Below are 15,854 nucleotides of genomic sequence, written 5' to 3' on the forward strand. Positions count from 1 at the left end.
AGCCTGAATCCGGGGCGGGGGTCTCCGGGGGAACAGTGCGCAACGGTCTTCACATCGACGTCAGTGGCATGCGCGGAGTGGCGCGCTCGCTCCATGACATCTCGCACGGCAAAGCCCGTCTCGATGGCGGGTTCGACCTCACGGGAGCGCTCAGCGACCTGGTCTCTTCCGGTGCGGAGATGTTCGTGTCTACGTGGTTCGAAGCGCATGGCGTTCTCACGCTCACCGGTCGAAGCCTGGCGAGCGGAGTGGACGACACGTGCGACAGAACGAAGCAGTGGACGGACTCGCAGGCGTCGGACCTCGCGGACGCGAGATCGGCCGTGTCCGCCATTCTCCGCGACCTCGACGACATCTGGACCGGGGAGAGCGCCGACTCGTTCCGCGCCCGCATCCTCGAGTTCCACGACCGTCTGGAGGCCTCCGAGGAGGCGATGCGGATCGCCGGTAAAGGGATCCTCGCCTACGCTGATGCGGTGGCCGAGATCGCTCGCCGAGCCGCACCTTTGAAGCACCGCCTCGAAGCTGCCGAGCTCATCCTCAACGGTGTCCACAGCGAGGCCCTCTTCGGCACAGACCCCGAGGGACTCGCGCGGCGGTTCGATGCCGAACAGCAGGCGACGATCGACGCACAGGACGCAGCCGACGAGCTCGCCCGCCTCGCCGATGAGCGGAGGGAAGCTGACCGGATACTTGCGGGCCTGCTCGCCCGAACCGCGGCGGAAGCCTGGGGAGGCCTCGGCTGCACTGCCACCCCATCCGACAGGAGCCCACGGGAACTCGCTAACAGGAGGGTAAGCGAACTGCTCGACGACTTCTTCAGTGGCCGTGACGGTGCACGCGGGGTCGTCCTCGGACCCGACGATCCCTTCGTCACCGCCCTGATGCACAGCAACCACATCAACGGTGCTCGCGTGCGCGTACTCGATGCGCTCCGCGGTGCGAGATTAGTCGAGGGCGGGAACCCCCTCTTCTACGACCGGGTCATCAGCGACAACCCCTCGGTTCTCGTTCAGGACGGTTTCAACGTCATCACGAGCGGGATTCCCAGCTCCCTACTCGGAGGCCAAAACCTGCCCGAGTCCTTTCTCGGCTCATATGAGCTGGAGGTGCACGCCGGAGAGTCCCAGCCAGACGGAGGCGTGGCAGTGACTTACATCATCAACAACGACACGACCATCGACTCCGCAACGCGCATCCCCGGCACAGGTGGCGCCCACGTGCCCCTCGTGGAGGCTGCCATGACGTCGGCCTACGCTAGCAACGGAGAGTTCGCCCCCCAGTATCAGACCATCGTCTGGACCGAAACGGTGTACCCATGACATTCATCCTCCGCGCCCGCTCAGCAATCGCGGCGGTTGCTCTTGTCCTTGCCACGATACTCACCCTCGTCAGTTGCGCTCCTGCCCCCGCCGTCACCTCTCCCATCGGCCTCTGGGAAGCGGTCGGCGACGACAACGGCACCCTCACGATCAACCGCGACGGCACATTCACCATGACCGACACCTCGTTCAACCCCCTCCAGCACCGAGACACGCAAGACGACTTCCGCGGCTCCGGTGTCTGGGAAACCTTCTCGGACGACCCCCCGCTTGTCCTACGGTTCGACGAGGCCACGAACGACGGCTTCCCCGTCGACCCCGCAGACCTACAAGTCGATTTCACCTCCGGAACAATTCGGTTCGAGGACCCGGAACAGACCGCGAGCATCGAGTTCCGCCTCACGGATTGACACCTTATGACTCAACGTCGAGGCTCAACCGCGTGCGCCGCACCATCAGCCGTACTCGCCCTCTTCGGGATGCTCGGCTTCGCCGGCTGCACCCACGCCCCACACATCACCTCTCCCATCGGCCTCTGGGAAGCGGTCGGCGACGACAACGGCACGCTCACGATCAACCGCGACGGCACATTCACCATGACCGACACCTCGTTCAACCCCCTCCAGCACCGAGACACGCAAGACGACTTCCGCGGCTCCGGTGTCTGGGAAACCTTCTCGGACGACCCCCCGCTTGTCCTACGGTTCGACGAGGCCACGAACGACGGCTTCCCCGTCGACCCCGCAGACCTACAAGTCGATTTCACCTCCGGAACAATTCGGTTCGAGGACCCGGAACAGACCGCGAGCATCGAGTTCCGCCTCACGGATTGACACCTTATGACTCAACGTCGAGGCTCAACCGCGTGCGCCGCACCATCAGCCGTACTCGCCCTCTTCGGGATGCTCGGCTTCGCCGGCTGCACCCACGCCCCACACATCACCTCTCCCATCGGCCTCTGGGAAGCGGTCGGCGACGACAACGGCACGCTCACGATCAACCGCGACGGCACATTCACGATGACCGATGCCTCCTTCAACCCCCTCCAGTACCGAGACACGCAAAACGACTTCCGCGGCTCCGGTGCCTGGCGCCTCTCCAGCGACGGTGAAGAGGTCATCTTGCGCTTCCTCGAAGCAACAAACGCTGGATTCGTTGTCGAACCCAGCGCACGTCGTCCGAACTTCACCTCCGGCACGGTCCGGTTCGAGGACCCGGAACAGACCGCGAGCATCGAGTTCCGCCTCACGGATTGACGCTCTGGCGACGACCGCCGGGGATCACACCGTCGAACCCTCGCGTGTACGGAAAGGTCTTCCTAGAACTCCCCGGACCGCAGACGGGCGAGCGTGCCCGCGCCGATCTCGGCACGGGCGTCGGGATGGTTCGCGTAGAAGGTGACGAGCTCGGCCAGGAGCACTGGGTCGCTGGCAAGGTCGGCCGCCGCCCACGAGGACGGCGGCGCGGTCGCCGTCCGCAGCACCACGCGGTTGCTCTCCAGAGCGGCCCCGACGACCTCGTCCCATTCCACGGCCGCGTTGTTGCGCGGGATTCGGAGCTGCAACCCGTCCGGGCGCAGCGTCAGGCGATGGGCGGAGGGAGCCCGGAACCACGACCTGATGCCGGCGACCGTCATGATCAGCGCGACCACGGGAAGGAGGAGCAGGGTGAGGAGCGGCAGTCGATCTGCGGGCACTGTGAAGATGCTCCATGCCCACGCCGCGAGAAGCAGGGCTCCCACGGGCGCGAGGGCGCGCAACGGCCAGACGATCCCCGCGGCGGCGCCGAACGCGATCGCCGGACCGTCGACGACCGGCCGGACGACTCGGACCCGGGAGACACGGGCGTGCGCCACCATCAGCCAGACGCCCACGGCGACGGCCGCGAGCACGCCGATCGCCAGGGCCTTCATCGCCGGAGCCGGATCGGCGAACAGGATCAGGCTGAACAGCAGGACCACGATGGCGAACACGACGCCGAACACGGTGAGCGCCGTGGTCGCGCGCTGCTGCCCCTGCCACCCCGGATGACCCGGTACCCAGATCGTCTCCGGAGACGTCGACTGCTGCTGACCTGTCACCCGAACAGTCCCTTCCACGCCTTGCCGATGTTGTGCCCGGCGTCGCCCACGAAGTCGGTCGTGTTCTCCCAGGCGTCCTCCGCGAAGTCCGTCGTGGCGTCCCATGCATCTGCCATGCCGGCGTCGATCGACTCCCGGACGTCCTGCGGGACCCAGTTCTCGTACGCCCACACCGCACCGGCACCGACCGCCACCGCGGCCCCGCCGACGACCACCGCCGTACCCCAGACGGGGAGCGTGACGACACCGGCCGCCGCGAGCGCGGCGACCCCGGCGGCCGCAGCCGCGCCACCCGCCGCACCGCCGATGATCTCCACCGCGGTGGACGAGGGGTCGTCGCCCGACGACATCGCCGAGCCCAGGTTCCAGGCGTCGACGCCCCAGCCGATGAACGGCACCGCCCGACTCGCGCGTGAGAGTCCGCGGGCCAGATCCTCGGCCTCGTCCGCCGCCCACCGCATGCCGGTGGGGTTGGCGGCCTCGGCAGCGGCCTTGACGGCAGGGTTGCCGGAGCGCAGCTCGCGAACGAAGTCCGATGCTCCGAGACGCAGATCTTCCGCGTGGGAGGTGAGCTCGGCCGCCGTCTCCGCCCACGCCAGGCCCTGGCCCTCGAGGTAGATCTTCGGGACCTCGCCGCTCGCCTCCCGCAGACCGGACAGGATCTTGTCCGCCGTGGACTGGCTCGGCATGGTCCCGAGGAAGCCGTCGAGGTTCTCGCTGATCCAGACCTCGAGCTCGCCCCACCAGGAGCCGACGTCGGCGGCGATCTCGTTGTACAGCTCGATCCGGTCGAGGTGTTCCTGCCATTCGTCCCAGTAGGGGTCGTCCCGCGAGGTGGGGCACACCGGGATCAGGGACACCGGCCGGCCGATGATCATGCCGTTGACCGGGAGCCCCGCCGCCCGCGCATTGTCGCGGTGCGTCGCGAAGTCCTCCTTCATGCGCCGCAGCTGCCCGGCATACGACCGGAGCTTCTCGGCGGCGTCCCGGGCGAGGTCCTTGATCTCCTTCGCGGCGTCGGTCGTGCGCGAGAGGATCGTGACGTAGTCGTCCGCCGACTCGCCGTACCAGTGCCCGCGCACGCCGGTGGGGATGAAGGTCGTGACGTTGGAGGAGACGTCTGCGGCGTCCTTCAGGTCGGGGTCGAGCCAGTCCGCGGCCGCCTGCACCTGGTCGGCGTCGCCGTACGTGGTCGTGTCGATCGTCATCAGAGGTCCTCGACGATGGCCGCGACCGGGTCGAGCTGGTCGATCACGTCCTGCTCGTTCGTCTCCGCGTCGTCGGCGATGGCGCGGACGATCTCCCCCAGGGTGCCGTTGATCCGGTAGAGGGCATCGACGCCCTCCCCCACCCGCTGCATGATGGCGGCGACCGTGTCGGAGGCGAGTCCGCCGTCGACGGCCGTCGGAATGCCGGAGAGCTTCGTCTCGATGAGCTCGACCGCCTCCTCGTGCATGTCCGCATGGACGGCCATCACCTCCGGGTCCATCGCGATGCGGCTCATGCGATGGCTCCGTTCCGGCGGTAGGACGCGGGCACGTCGAGGTCGAAGATCACGACGTCGTAGGGCTGCGCCTCCTTGATCTGACCGAGGTCCTCGGTGCGCACCAGGACCCAGGGCTGCCGCTCGCCGGCGAGGTCCAGGAGCCGGTCGAGGGCGGTATAGGCGAGCAGTGCGCGCCGCCCGTCCTTCAGCTCCCGGATCTCGACGAGCTGCTCCTCCGGCGTCGACGTCACGCTCAGGGGCAGGTACAGCACGGGTGGGACCATCGGCGCTGCGGCCGGCATCGGTTCGAAGGTCATCTCGGTCTCTCCTCGATTGTCACTCGTAGCTCGGCGGCACCCACAGCAGCTGCGCGGAGACAAGGCCCCGATCGCGGCTGACGATCTGCGCACGGCCGGGGATCGCGGGAACGGCCTTCACCTTGCCGATGAGCTGGCCCTCCTCGGGGCTGCCCGAGAGCAGGATGCCGGTCGCGCCCAGGTCGGTCATGCGCTGGATGATCGGATCGTACGCGGCGCGGCTCGCCCCGCCGGTGCGGCGGGTGAGGATCACGTGGAGACCGAGATCGGCCGCCTGCGCGAGCAGCGGCGCGAGGACCGCGACCGGGTTGCCCTGCGAGGTCGCCACGAGGTCGTAGTCGTCGATGAGGACGAACCCTTCCGCGCCCTTCCACCACGACCGGCTGCGGAGCTGGTCGGGCGTGACGTCCGGTCCGGGGATGCGGCTCCGGAAGAACTGCGCGAGCTCGCTCATCCCGCCCTCGGTCATCTCGTGCGAGGTGAGGTACGCGCCGAGGTACTCCTGCGGGATCTCGCCCAGCAGGGCACGACGGTAGTCGACGACGAAGATCTTGGCCTCGGTCGGCCCGTACAGGCGCGTGATCTCGTGCACGACGCCGCGGAGCATGGACGACTTGCCGGAGTCCGCGTCGCCGTACAGGTACAGCAGCGGTTCGGCGACCGGATCGATCGAGAACGGGGCGAGGTTCGCCTCGTCGATGCCCAGCAGCAGTTCGCGGGGCTCCGTGCCGTCCGGCGACTGCGCGGCCGCCACGGCGCGCAGGTCGGCATGGCTGATGCGCGAGGGCAGCAGCCGCAGCTTGGGCCCTGCCGGTCCGTGCCACGCCGCCGCGACGCGAGCCACGAGGTCGTCGATCCCGTCGGCGAGGCTCGACGCGTCGTCCACCCCATCGACGCGGGGCAGCGCCGTGAGCATCTGCAAGCCGCGGTCGTTGAGGCCGCGGCCAGGGATAGCCGTGACGTTCTCCGCGGCTTTGCGGTTGACCTCGGAGTCGGTCGGGTCGCCCAGGCGCAGCTCGATGCGGGTGCCGATGAGGTCTTTGATGTTCGCCCGGATCTCCATCCACCGCGCCGCGGTGATGACCACGTGGACGCCGTAGGTGAGACCGCGCGCGGCGATCGCCTGGATCTGCGGCTCGAGCATCTCGAACTCGGCGCGCAGCGTGCCCCAGCCGTCGACGATGAGGAAGATGTCGCCGTAGCCGTCGTCGGTGAGGCCCTGCGCGCGGCGCTGGCGATACGCGTCGATCGAGTCGATGCCGTGCTGCCGGAAGTACACCTCGCGGGCGTTCAGCAGGCTGGTGACCTCGGCCACCGTGCGGCGGACCACGTCCGGCTCGGAGCGGGTCGCGACGCCGCTGATGTGCGTGAAGTCCTGCAGGCCGGTGAAACTGCCGCCGCCGAAGTCGATGACGAAGAACTGCACCTCCTGGGGCGTGTGCGTGAGAGCCAGGGCGGCCACCGTCGTCCGCGCGAGCGTGCTCTTGCCGCTCAGCGGCGCTCCGACGATCGCCATGTGGCCGGCCGCGCCGCCGAGGGAGACCGCGAGGTTCTCGCGGCGCTGCTCCAGCGGCACGTCGACGATGCCGAGCGGGACCGTGAGCGCTCCCGCCTTCCGCCAGCGCGGGGAGACGAGACCGAGCGACGGGTCCTCGACGAGGTCGCCGAAGAGCTGGTCGAGGGTGGCCGGTGTCACCAGCGGCGGCAGCCACACCTGATGCGCCGCGGGGCCGCGTCCCTTCATGGACTCGACCGCGATCTCGAAGGTGTTGCGCTTCTCCTCCGGCTCGGCGTCGACCACGACCTCCGGCTCGTCCACCGGCGCCTCCGCCCGCCACACCGGCGCGGCGGTGAACAGCTCGACCGCGGTCGAACCCGTGCTCTGGCCGGAGCCGGACGAGGCCCGACGACGACGACGCGGCGGTGGTCCGGACACGTACGCGGCGCGGAACTGGGTCATCGTCTCGGTGTCGGACTTCAGGATGCCGGCGCCCGGCTGCGTGGGCAGGTGATAGGCGTCCGGCACGCCGAGGACCGTGCGGGACTCGGCCGCCGAGAACGTCCGAAGACCGATGCGGTAGGAGAGGTGCGTGTCGAGGCCGCGCAGCTTGCCCTCCTCCAGCCGCTGGGAGGACAGCAGCAGGTGCACCTGCAGCGAGCGGCCGAGCCGGCCGATGTTGACGAACGTGTCGACGAACTCCGGCTTGGCCGAAAGGAGCTCGGAGAACTCGTCGGCGACGATGAGCAGGGCGGGCAGCGGCGCCAGGTCGGTGCGTCCGCCGCGACGCGCCTTCTCGTAGTCGGCCACGTTCGCGAACGGACCGGTGGCCCGCAGCAGCTCCTGTCGGCGCACCATCTCGCCCTGGAGCGCGTCCTGCATGCGGTCGACGAGGGAGATCTCCTCGCCGAGGTTCGTGATGATGGCCGAGACGTGCGGCATGTCGGCCATGCCGGCGAACGTCGCGCCACCCTTGAAGTCGACGAGCACGAAGTTGAGCTGCTCCGGCGAGTGGGTCATCGCGAGCGCGAGCACGAGTGTGCGGAGCACCTCCGACTTCCCCGAGCCGGTGGCACCGATGATGAGGCCGTGCGGGCCCATACCCTGCTGCGCCGATTCCTTGATGTCGAGGATGAGCGGGCTGCCGTCCTCGGTCTGGCCGATCGGCACGCGGAGCCGGTCGCGCTCCAGTCGCGGTGCCCACGCGGCGTCGAGGTCGAGGTCGCGCACATCGGGAAGACCGAGGAGCTCGACGAGCTCGGCCTGGCCGGTCGCGCTCTTCTTGCTCGCGATCGCGGTGCCGCCCGAGTACAGGGCGATGAGCCGACGGGCGGTCGCCTCCGCCTCGACGATGGTGATCGCATCGGCCTCGAACGGCCGTGCGGGCACCTGCAGGCTGACGAGCTCGGCGCGCGTGCCGGCACCACCGGTCTCAAACGCGATGCGCAGGGCGTTCGGGTCGTCGAGATCGCCCCACCGAGCGGGCAGGTCGATCACGGTCACACCCTGGACGCCGTCGCCGGTGACGAGCGCGTCGTTGAACGACGTCGTGGCGCCGTCCGTGACGATGACGATGTGCGGCGTCTTCGGTCCGGAGCCGTCGCGGGCGAAGCGCGAGCGCTCGCGCACCTCGGGCGGCAGCATGTCCTCGAGCTCGGACAGCTGCGAGCCGATCATGCGGGCGGCACCGAGGCCGTCGCGGACGGTGCGCGAGTGCGTGTGCGGCAGCCACTTCGCCCACTCCCACTGCGGGAGCACGCCGGCGTCCGCGGCGATGACGATCTGCAGCACGTCCGGGTCGTGCATGGTGGCCGCGTGCAGCAGCATGGCCCTGGCCAGCGCCCTGGTCTCGTCCTCATCACCGGTGATCTCGATCCGGGCGTAGTCGCGGAGGGTGACCCCGAGCGGGAGGTTCTTCTGGACCTCGTGCGTCAGCATGAAGCGGTGCGCGGCCGAGGCGGCGACCGGGTCGAGCTGCGCCAGCGGCGGGAGCTCTGGGGCTTCGAGCGTGACGCACAGCGGCTGATCGGTGACGCCCACCCGGACCGACAGGAAGTCGGGGTCGTTCACGCCGCGCTCCCAGACGCGGGTGCGCTCCTCCGCGAGGTACGGCAGGGTCGACGGCGCCGGCAGGTGCCAGTTCGCGGAGCGGCGCTGCTGGCGGGCGGCGACGCGGACGGTCTGCCGCAGCTCGGTGAGGTACGCCAGGTACTCGCGGCGGGCACCGAGCGTGGCCGCCTGCCGCTGGGAGCGTTGCCGCCAGCCGTTGACGGCGACGAAGCCGAGCGAGGACAGCAGGAACATGCCGCCTGTGAGCAGACCCGTGACGGACTGGTTCGACATGGTGACCATGACGATCGCGCCGACGCTGCCGAGCATCGGCAGCAGCGACCCGAGGATCCCGATGCCGCCGTCGTTCGGCTGCAGCTCCGGCGGGGCCTGGACCGGGAGCCTCCCGGAGGGGACGCGGGGCGGGGCGAGACGGGGTCCTGTCATGCTCTCTCTCCGGCGCTGCTGTCTGTACCTAGCAGGAGGCTGATGGTGAAGCTGCGGTTGCCCATGCGGACACGGTCGGCGTCGTCGAGCAGCACGCGCTCGCCGGCGACCAGCTCGGTCGTCTGGCCGTCGTCGCTGCGGACGTCGGAGCCGTTCGTGGAACCGAAGTCGGTCACCCAGGTGCGGCCGCGGGAGTGCTCGATGCGCAGATGGGTCTTCGAGACCGACGCGTCGGGGTCGGTGACGATGATGAGACGGTCGTCGTGGGCGCTGGCGACGGGGCCGCGCCCGAGGTTCGCGGCCACGGGGAGGGCGAGCTGCACCCGCTGGCCGGTGTCGAAGATGAGCAGCAGCGCCCCGGTCTCCGGCGCGGGAGCCTCGGCACCCGTCTGCGGCGCCGGGGCGGGGGCGACGGTGAAGAGCGGCCGATCCGATCCGGGTGTCGCCGGTTCCGGGGTCTCGGTGCGGCGGGAGGCCGCGCGGGCGTCGGTGGGCTGGGAGTCCTCGTCCACGACGGACGGCGACGCCACCAGCGGCACGACCTGCGGCGGAGCGAGCGGAGCGGCCTCCACCGCGGCGGGAGTCGGCGGAGCCTCGACGGCCGCCTTGGCGGGCACGGCGACCACGACGGTGCCGGCGACGCGGTCGGCCCAGGACTGCCGTCTGCCGCCGCGATCCCAGGCGCTGGAGGCGACGACCACCCAGCTGCCGACGGCCACGAGGAAGCCGGCGCCGGTGATGATGCCGCGGACGAACTGGCGCCCGATCCCCGGCGACCACGGCCGGTCGGCGCGGGCGCTGCGCAGGCGCAGCACCGCGTTGCCGAGAGTGAGGCCGGTCCGGGCTTCCAGCACCCAGAGGAACAGGGCGAGCTCGAAGACGGTGAGGCCGGCGAGCAGCACGCTCTGCGTCAACACGAGGACGAGGGCGGAGGCGAGGAACACGGCGGCCGCGTCGAGCGTGAAGGCCGCGATCCGCTGGATGGTGCCGGCGGGGGCTCCGCGGAAGGCGGGGCCGAGTCCCTCGGCAGGGCGAGGGAGTGTACGTCGCGACGAGGCGATCGGCGTGGGCGGCGCGGGCGTCTGGCGCAGCGGCGTGCCGTCGACGCCCGGGGGCGCCGCGATCAGGGCGGGCGGCAGCGCGGGGATCTCCCCTGGACGGTCTCCGCCGGGCGCCATCGGCGGGATCGGACCCCCGCTCGGCCAGGACTGTGATGGGCCGTTCCCGCTCATCCGGCCATCATTCCACGAACCAGGGAGAGCGCATTCGCGTACAGCAGGGCCGACGGCAGGGCGAGCGCGACGGCGAGCCATTCGAACGCGTCTCCGACCCGCGACCACACCAGCGACTTCGCGCCCTTGGACACCGGGATGACGACGGCGACCGCCGCCAACCCGACGAGGAACAGCATGGCCGCTCCCAGCAGATGGAAGCCGCTCCCGAGGGCCGCCGCGATCTGGATGCCGGCGACGAGGCAGACCACCGCGGCCGCGGCACGGGGGAACCACCGGAGGAGGCGCGAGGTGGTGTGCCGCGGCGTGAGCAGCAGGGCGAGCGCGAGGCAGCAGAGCAGGGCGATCCCGCCGGAGACCACGAACGCGTCGTCGGGCCAGGGCCGCAGGAACGCGACCGGAGCCATCACCGCGGCCACGATGCTCAGCACGGCGGTGCCCGCGATGAGCCGTGCGGAGGATTCGTCGACGACCGCGGTGATGCGCTCCGGACGCAGCAGCCCGACCGAGTCGGGGATGGCCCCGCGCACGGTCCACCGGCTGGTCATGAAGTGCTTGTAGTCGATGAAGTAGCCCTCGGGCAGGTTGACGAGGCTGCTCGGGAGGGCACGCAGGCCCAGTGGCACGAGGCCGAGCGAGAGGGCGGCGGCCTCCGCCTCCCCCCACCGCAGCAGCAGGGCGAGGCCCCAGACGGCGGCGAGGCCCACGAGCAGCACCGTCGCCGTCCCCGCCGCGGCGCGCATCGGCCGAGCCCTGGCCGTGACGGCGATGATCGCGGTGGTGATGCCGGCCGCGAGGAACCCGGTGGCAGTCGACAGGTGCGACGCGTCCTCCAGCCCGGCCGGGATGAGGAGCGCGCCGGCAGCGAACGACAGCAGCACGGGCGCGAGCACCCCGAGGATGCCGCGCACTCCCGCCGCGGAGTCGCGTCGCGCCCACGCGACGGCGCCACCGACCGCGCCCGCGGCGACGAGGAGGGCGACGAGCAGCCGGATCAGGGGGTCGACGGCGCCCTGGGCGAAGACCGCCACGAGCAGCATCCCGCTCACGGCCAGCAGCCACCACCGTGCGCCGTGGTCGACGCGCGTCGGGCCCGTCGCCTTCTCCACCGGGCGCGCCTGCGGAGCCAGAGCCGTGCGGTCGATGAGCGCGTAGAGGCCGCCGTCGACGAGGTCTTCGCACTCGGTGTCGCCGGGGATCTCGTATCCCCCGGGGCCGATCGTGACGAACCGGTCCGCGTCGGGGATCCCGCTCAGAGTGAGCGCGTCCTCCAGCGTCTCGTCGAGCGGCAGGGAGAGGTCGATGCGGCGGTCTTCGCTCTGGAGGACGATCCGACGCCGCTCTACGATCTCGACTGACACACCTGCACCCTATCCACTGCGCACGACTCTCGCTGCGGGGCACCGCCTCCGGCGTTCCCGGGGTTCACGATGCCCCCGCGTCGACCCTCGTACCGCGCCTTCTCGAACCGGAGCGGCGTCATTCAGTCGGTGGGTTCGTCGCGGGATCCGGCGCGAGCGCCCTTGGCGCGGGGGCCAGCTTCCTCGTCGTCCTCCAGCTTCGGCGCGATAGGACCACCGAGGCCCGAACGCTTCGCCTTCTCCTCCTCGTCGGCGCCACCGGCGCCGCCCATCATGCCCATGCCGGGTCGGCCACCGGCACCTGCCGCGCCGGAGGACCCGGTGCCCGAGGCACCCGCCCCGCCGACGCCGCCGGCACCGGCCATACCGCCAGGGCCTCCTGCTCCACCGACGCCGCCGACGCCGCCGACCGCGGAGTTTCCGAGCAGACCGCCACCGGCCTTGAGCCCAGCGCCTGCGCCCGGCCCCAAGCCGGCACCGCCGAGTCCGCCCATGCTGCCGAAGCCGGCGATCTTCGAGCTCGCCGCGATCGCCGCCGCACCGGCGCCACCGCCCACGATGCCGCCGAGGCCGCCGCCGCCCGCACCGCCGGGGACATAGCCCCCGGGACTGGTCGGGTATCCGCCGCCGCCGCCCGTGCCGCCAGGGCCGCCGGGAAGCAGACCACCGCCGGGAGAGTCGATCGAAGGATCCTTCCCGCCGGGAAGCCCGGGGCCCTCGCCACCCGGCACGACCGGGTCCCATCCGATCCCCGGTCCGCTCGGATTCGTCGGCGGAGTGGGGAAGGTGGGGTGCACGGGAGGGGTCGGAACGGGCGGCTGATAGGTGCCGATGCCGCCGCTGGGCGGCGGAGTACCGCCGACACCGGGGGCGGAGCCGGACGGCACGCCGCCGATTCCCGGGGAACCGATCCTCGGGGCATCGATCTCTGGGCCACCCGTGGGCCCGTCGTCGATCCTCTCGTCGGAGGACTCAACGAAGCCGACGCCCGAGAGCTCTTTGGACGCGGCGCTCAAATCCCTCGTGGGGCGGACCAGGGACCTTTCGACGGCCTCGACGATCTTCCGTGCCGCCTCCTCGCGCTGGTTCCCGAGGAAGTCTCCGATCACGTCCAAGGCCTTGTCGGCGGCGAGCGGTCCCAGCACGGGGTGGACCACGAAGGAAGCGCCCTTCGCTGCGTTGGCCCAGAACGGATCGACTGCGGCTGAGGGAAGTTCCGCTGAGGCCGCCGTGCGCCGTGCTTCGTTGCCCTCGCCGACGGCCGAATCGATCACGGTCACGATGTTCCGGATTCGGGTGAACTTCTCCCGGATCTCGTCGACAGCGGCCGTAGCGGCTTCCGCCGAGCTCCCCGTCCAGAATTCCGACTTTCGGGCCTTCGCGAGCGCACCGTCCAGCGACTCCAGCGCGTGGATCAGCGCCGACGTCTTCGGGATGATCGAATCCGACAGGGCTCGAATGCGATTCAGCTCCGCCTCGTACCCGCCGCTCTGCTTACCGGCCATGGTTGCCCCCTTGTTCCGTTGTCCGTCGACGTGATGATCGTGTCAAGACGATCGCGAGAGTGATGCCGCCCACGACCAGCACGGCAACGATGACACCGCCGATCACCCACGGCATCGCCGACACATCCGATGGTTGCTCAGCCCCGCCGGGCGCGGAAGAGGGTCGTGGACTCGCTGTCGCATTCTCCCGATCCTGTGCCGCCTTGACCTCGTTCACCATCGCGAGTGACGGGGAGGCGTTCGGATCATCAGTATCGAAGATCGGATTCTCATCCGGATACTTCGTCGGATCCACCGCCAGCATCCCGGTGAGAGACGCAGCGCCGTATCCCGTGCCGGAGTTCCACTCGGGGTCGTGTTCGCCCTTCGTGCCCGTGTTGTGAATCAGGCTCTGTATGAGCTGTCCCGCCGACGCTTCGGGGTACTTCTGCTTCACGACTGCCAGCATTCCCGCCACGATCGGCGTCGCGTACGACGTCCCGGACCCGAGCGACTGCGCCTCCCACGAATCCGACGCGCCCTGCAACAACAGACCGATACCCGGTCCTGCCGTGACGACGTAGTCGCTGACATTGGGCTTCCCGTACTGCCCGTTCTGGATCTTGCCGTCCTCGCCGAACGCCTGCACAGCGACCACACCGTTCAACGCGGCCGGCAACACGTCGATGCCATCGTCGTTGCCCATGCCGGCGACAACCACCACGTCGTTGGCGTACGCCTCCGCGATGCCCTTCGAAGCGTCGGTACCGAACGAGGAAATGGAGATGATGTCCGCCCCATCCGCCACCGCATCCGAGATCGCGTGATCCAGCCCTTCCCAACCGTCCTCGTCGAAACTGGTGCCGTCCTCCTGGAGACACTCGGCATCTTCGCCGCGTTCGTTCGCCACGCCGTCAAGGACTGGCGCGGTGTAGAACAGCAACTCCACCCCGGGCGCGACGCCCTTCACCGGGGCACCCCCGGGCGGCGCCTCCCCCGTCCCCACGATCATCGACGCCACTCTCGTCGCATGCGACGCGGCGACGTAATCGGTCGAGATCGCCGGATACGGCGCTCCTGAGGGATCCAGACAGTACGACGGCTCTCGCACTGTCACGTCGGCGCCGCGAAGACCGATCACGTCGGGGTTGATCTGACTGTCGATCACGGCCACCTTCACCCCGGATCCGTCGAAACCCGCATCGTGAGCCGCCTGGATGTTGCCCCGATCAAACCACCACAAACCGGATTCCGCCGTTCCGGCGGCAGCAACCGACGGCGCCAGGACAGCCAACGCAAGCCCAGTGATACCGACAGTCGCGGCGAACCCGCGGTACACGCGCCGCATCAGTAATCGGCGTCCTGGGGCTCGGTGGAGGAATCGCCAGCATCGACCTTCACGCCGTCGCTCAACCCGCCGTCGACCGGAGACGACGACGCCGCCTGCTCGACCGCGGAGTCCAGGAGGGACACGATGAGCTTCGTCTCATCCGCGAGGGCGGCATCCTGCTCGGCCAATTGGAGGACAGCAGCCCGGATGGCGTCATGCGTACTCTGCAGGTTCTCAAGGGCCCGCTCGGTCGCAGCTCCCATCTCTCTAGCGGCGTCCGAGACGGCCTGATGGAATTCACGCGTCGTGTTCGACACATCACCTTCGGCGACAGCCACCTCTGCAGGGCTCGGAAACTCCTGCAGTTCGCGCAGAAGCCGCTTCAGCTCGGCGAACACTCCATCGAAGTCGACTGCGATGCTCATCGACGCCCCCTCTTCCTTCCTCCGGCGATTCCGTCACGCCTGCTGTACCGTCCGGCGTCTCACCGAAAAGCACAGCAGACGGCGCGGGCCCGACGCATCGCTGCGCCAGACCCGCGCCCCGGGTTCACGCGCCGAAGCGCCCCGCAGCCGACTTGTCGGTCTGCACGTACTGACCCGAGATCTCCTCGGTCTTCCCGGCGATCTGCGTGAGCAGCTGCTGCATCTCGCTCAGCGAACGGTTCCACTTGGCCTGCGCCTGGTCGTAGGCCTGCTGCGCGGCACCATCCCACGCCGCACGCAGCTTGCTGACCTCGGACTCGAGGCGGTCCAGCTCGGAACGAATACCCTGCGACCCGCTGCGGATCTGCGCCGCGAGAGCGTTGACCTGCTCCGGGCGAACGGACATCGACTGCATCATGTTCTCCTTGAAATCTCTGCGGTCTGCGCTCAGGCGCCCATCATCGAGCCGAGGCCCGCGATGGTCTGCTGGTGGGATTCTTCGGTCGCGGCCTGGTCGCGCTCGGTGCCCGCGAGGGCATCCTCGAGCGTCACGAGGACCTCGTTGAGCTGACGAGCCTGCTCGTCCCACCGCGACATCAGCGTGGTGAAGGATGCGGCAGCCGCACCCGTCCAGAACCCGCGCAGCTGCTCGATCTCACCGCGGACCTTCTTGGTCTGCTGATCGATCCCGGACTTCGTCTCCCGCACGGCCTGGGCTCCGCGACGCAGAGCCCCCTCTTCTGCGGAGATGACATCAGTCATTTCTCACTCCCTCCGGTCCCCATGAGGACACACGCGGGGGAGCGCCTTCCCGATACGGGAC

Annotated in this window: 16 protein-coding genes; 4 read left to right on the top strand and 12 right to left on the bottom strand. The window is 69.8% G+C overall.

The genetic code is table 11. The features are described from left to right. Positions 1-77 precede the first annotated feature (77 nt). The 4 genes from BK819_RS02550 (at position 78) to BK819_RS02565 (ending at position 2,578) form a co-directional block, all read left to right on the top strand. Positions 78-1,322, top strand: a complete 1,245-nt coding sequence (locus BK819_RS02550; RefSeq protein WP_143049230.1) for a WXG100 family type VII secretion target — start codon at positions 78-80, stop codon at positions 1,320-1,322. Continuing rightward, positions 1,319-1,732: a hypothetical protein gene (locus BK819_RS02555; RefSeq protein WP_071327721.1), complete on the top strand. Its 414-nt coding sequence runs from the start codon at positions 1,319-1,321 to the stop codon at positions 1,730-1,732. The genes BK819_RS02550 and BK819_RS02555 overlap by 4 nt, the downstream gene beginning before the upstream one ends. A gap of 69 nt (positions 1,733-1,801) precedes the next feature. Beyond that, on the top strand, positions 1,802-2,155 hold the full coding sequence (locus BK819_RS02560) for a hypothetical protein (RefSeq protein WP_071327722.1): 354 nt from the start codon (positions 1,802-1,804) through the stop codon (positions 2,153-2,155). Between the two features lie 69 nt (positions 2,156-2,224). After that, complete coding sequence (locus BK819_RS02565) at positions 2,225-2,578, top strand: hypothetical protein (protein ID WP_071327723.1); 354 nt, start codon at positions 2,225-2,227, stop codon at positions 2,576-2,578. A 62-nt stretch (positions 2,579-2,640) separates the two neighbouring features. On the opposite strand, the gene BK819_RS02570 is transcribed toward BK819_RS02565, so the two are convergent. From BK819_RS02570 to BK819_RS02625, 12 genes are all read right to left on the bottom strand, one after another. Then, entirely contained in the window at positions 2,641-3,402 is a 762-nt protein-coding gene (locus BK819_RS02570) for a hypothetical protein (RefSeq protein WP_071327724.1), read from the bottom strand. Continuing rightward, on the bottom strand, positions 3,399-4,610 hold the full coding sequence (locus BK819_RS02575) for a hypothetical protein (protein ID WP_025104634.1): 1,212 nt from the start codon (positions 4,608-4,610) through the stop codon (positions 3,399-3,401). The genes BK819_RS02570 and BK819_RS02575 overlap by 4 nt, the downstream gene beginning before the upstream one ends. Continuing rightward, positions 4,610-4,906: a hypothetical protein gene (locus tag BK819_RS02580; protein WP_062635420.1), complete on the bottom strand. Its 297-nt coding sequence runs from the start codon at positions 4,904-4,906 to the stop codon at positions 4,610-4,612. The genes BK819_RS02575 and BK819_RS02580 overlap by 1 nt, the downstream gene beginning before the upstream one ends. Beyond that, positions 4,903-5,205 (bottom strand): SAV_915 family protein, encoded by a 303-nt coding sequence (locus BK819_RS02585; protein WP_071327725.1) that lies wholly within the window; start codon positions 5,203-5,205, stop codon positions 4,903-4,905. The genes BK819_RS02580 and BK819_RS02585 overlap by 4 nt, the downstream gene beginning before the upstream one ends. 19 nt (positions 5,206-5,224) lie before the next feature. Further along, the gene (eccCa, locus tag BK819_RS02590) at positions 5,225-9,199 is read right to left on the bottom strand and encodes a type VII secretion protein EccCa (RefSeq protein WP_071327726.1); all 3,975 of its coding nucleotides are present in this window, start codon (positions 9,197-9,199) and stop codon (positions 5,225-5,227) included. After that, the gene (locus BK819_RS16730) at positions 9,196-10,377 is read right to left on the bottom strand and encodes an FHA domain-containing protein (RefSeq protein WP_071327727.1); all 1,182 of its coding nucleotides are present in this window, start codon (positions 10,375-10,377) and stop codon (positions 9,196-9,198) included. The genes eccCa and BK819_RS16730 overlap by 4 nt, the downstream gene beginning before the upstream one ends. Before the next feature lie 50 nt (positions 10,378-10,427). Beyond that, positions 10,428-11,792 carry a hypothetical protein gene (locus tag BK819_RS02600; RefSeq protein WP_071327728.1) on the bottom strand — a complete coding sequence of 455 codons (1,365 nt, stop codon included), beginning with the start codon at positions 11,790-11,792 and terminating at the stop codon, positions 10,428-10,430. A 122-nt stretch (positions 11,793-11,914) separates the two neighbouring features. Then, complete coding sequence (locus BK819_RS16735) at positions 11,915-13,297, bottom strand: hypothetical protein (RefSeq protein WP_071327729.1); 1,383 nt, start codon at positions 13,295-13,297, stop codon at positions 11,915-11,917. Beyond that, positions 13,287-14,624, bottom strand: a complete 1,338-nt coding sequence (locus BK819_RS02610; RefSeq protein ID WP_083391626.1) for a S8 family serine peptidase — start codon at positions 14,622-14,624, stop codon at positions 13,287-13,289. Before BK819_RS02610 ends, BK819_RS16735 begins: the two co-directional genes overlap by 11 nt. Further along, positions 14,624-15,031 (bottom strand): hypothetical protein, encoded by a 408-nt coding sequence (locus BK819_RS02615; protein WP_071327731.1) that lies wholly within the window; start codon positions 15,029-15,031, stop codon positions 14,624-14,626. The genes BK819_RS02610 and BK819_RS02615 overlap by 1 nt, the downstream gene beginning before the upstream one ends. Before the next feature lie 124 nt (positions 15,032-15,155). After that, positions 15,156-15,437 (bottom strand): WXG100 family type VII secretion target, encoded by a 282-nt coding sequence (locus BK819_RS02620; protein WP_081811619.1) that lies wholly within the window; start codon positions 15,435-15,437, stop codon positions 15,156-15,158. A gap of 41 nt (positions 15,438-15,478) precedes the next feature. Further along, on the bottom strand, positions 15,479-15,793 hold the full coding sequence (locus tag BK819_RS02625; RefSeq protein ID WP_071327732.1) for a WXG100 family type VII secretion target: 315 nt from the start codon (positions 15,791-15,793) through the stop codon (positions 15,479-15,481). Between the last annotated feature and the right edge of the window lie 61 nt (positions 15,794-15,854).

Source organism: Microbacterium sp. LCT-H2 (assembly GCF_001866135.1).
Classification (GTDB): Bacteria; Actinomycetota; Actinomycetes; order Actinomycetales; family Microbacteriaceae; genus Microbacterium.

Bases quoted from the DNA above. Each gene is read 5' to 3' on its own strand.
- BK819_RS02615 (WP_071327731.1), bottom strand. From the start codon at position 15,031: ATGAGCATCGCAGTCGACTTCGATGGAGTGTTCGCCGAGCTGAAGCGG.
- BK819_RS02560 (WP_071327722.1), top strand. From the start codon at position 1,802: ATGCTCGGCTTCGCCGGCTGCACCCACGCCCCACACATCACCTCTCCC.
- BK819_RS02620 (WP_081811619.1), bottom strand. From the start codon at position 15,437: ATGTCCGTTCGCCCGGAGCAGGTCAACGCTCTCGCGGCGCAGATCCGC.
- BK819_RS16730 (WP_071327727.1), bottom strand. From the start codon at position 10,377: ATGGCGCCCGGCGGAGACCGTCCAGGGGAGATCCCCGCGCTGCCGCCC.
- BK819_RS02625 (WP_071327732.1), bottom strand. From the start codon at position 15,793: ATGACTGATGTCATCTCCGCAGAAGAGGGGGCTCTGCGTCGCGGAGCC.
- BK819_RS02580 (WP_062635420.1), bottom strand. From the start codon at position 4,906: ATGAGCCGCATCGCGATGGACCCGGAGGTGATGGCCGTCCATGCGGAC.
- BK819_RS02565 (WP_071327723.1), top strand. From the start codon at position 2,225: ATGCTCGGCTTCGCCGGCTGCACCCACGCCCCACACATCACCTCTCCC.
- BK819_RS02585 (WP_071327725.1), bottom strand. From the start codon at position 5,205: ATGACCTTCGAACCGATGCCGGCCGCAGCGCCGATGGTCCCACCCGTG.
- BK819_RS16735 (WP_071327729.1), bottom strand. From the start codon at position 13,297: ATGGCCGGTAAGCAGAGCGGCGGGTACGAGGCGGAGCTGAATCGCATT.
- BK819_RS02610 (WP_083391626.1), bottom strand. From the start codon at position 14,624: ATGCGGCGCGTGTACCGCGGGTTCGCCGCGACTGTCGGTATCACTGGG.
- BK819_RS02575 (WP_025104634.1), bottom strand. From the start codon at position 4,610: ATGACGATCGACACGACCACGTACGGCGACGCCGACCAGGTGCAGGCG.
- eccCa (WP_071327726.1), bottom strand. From the start codon at position 9,199: ATGACAGGACCCCGTCTCGCCCCGCCCCGCGTCCCCTCCGGGAGGCTC.
- BK819_RS02555 (WP_071327721.1), top strand. From the start codon at position 1,319: ATGACATTCATCCTCCGCGCCCGCTCAGCAATCGCGGCGGTTGCTCTT.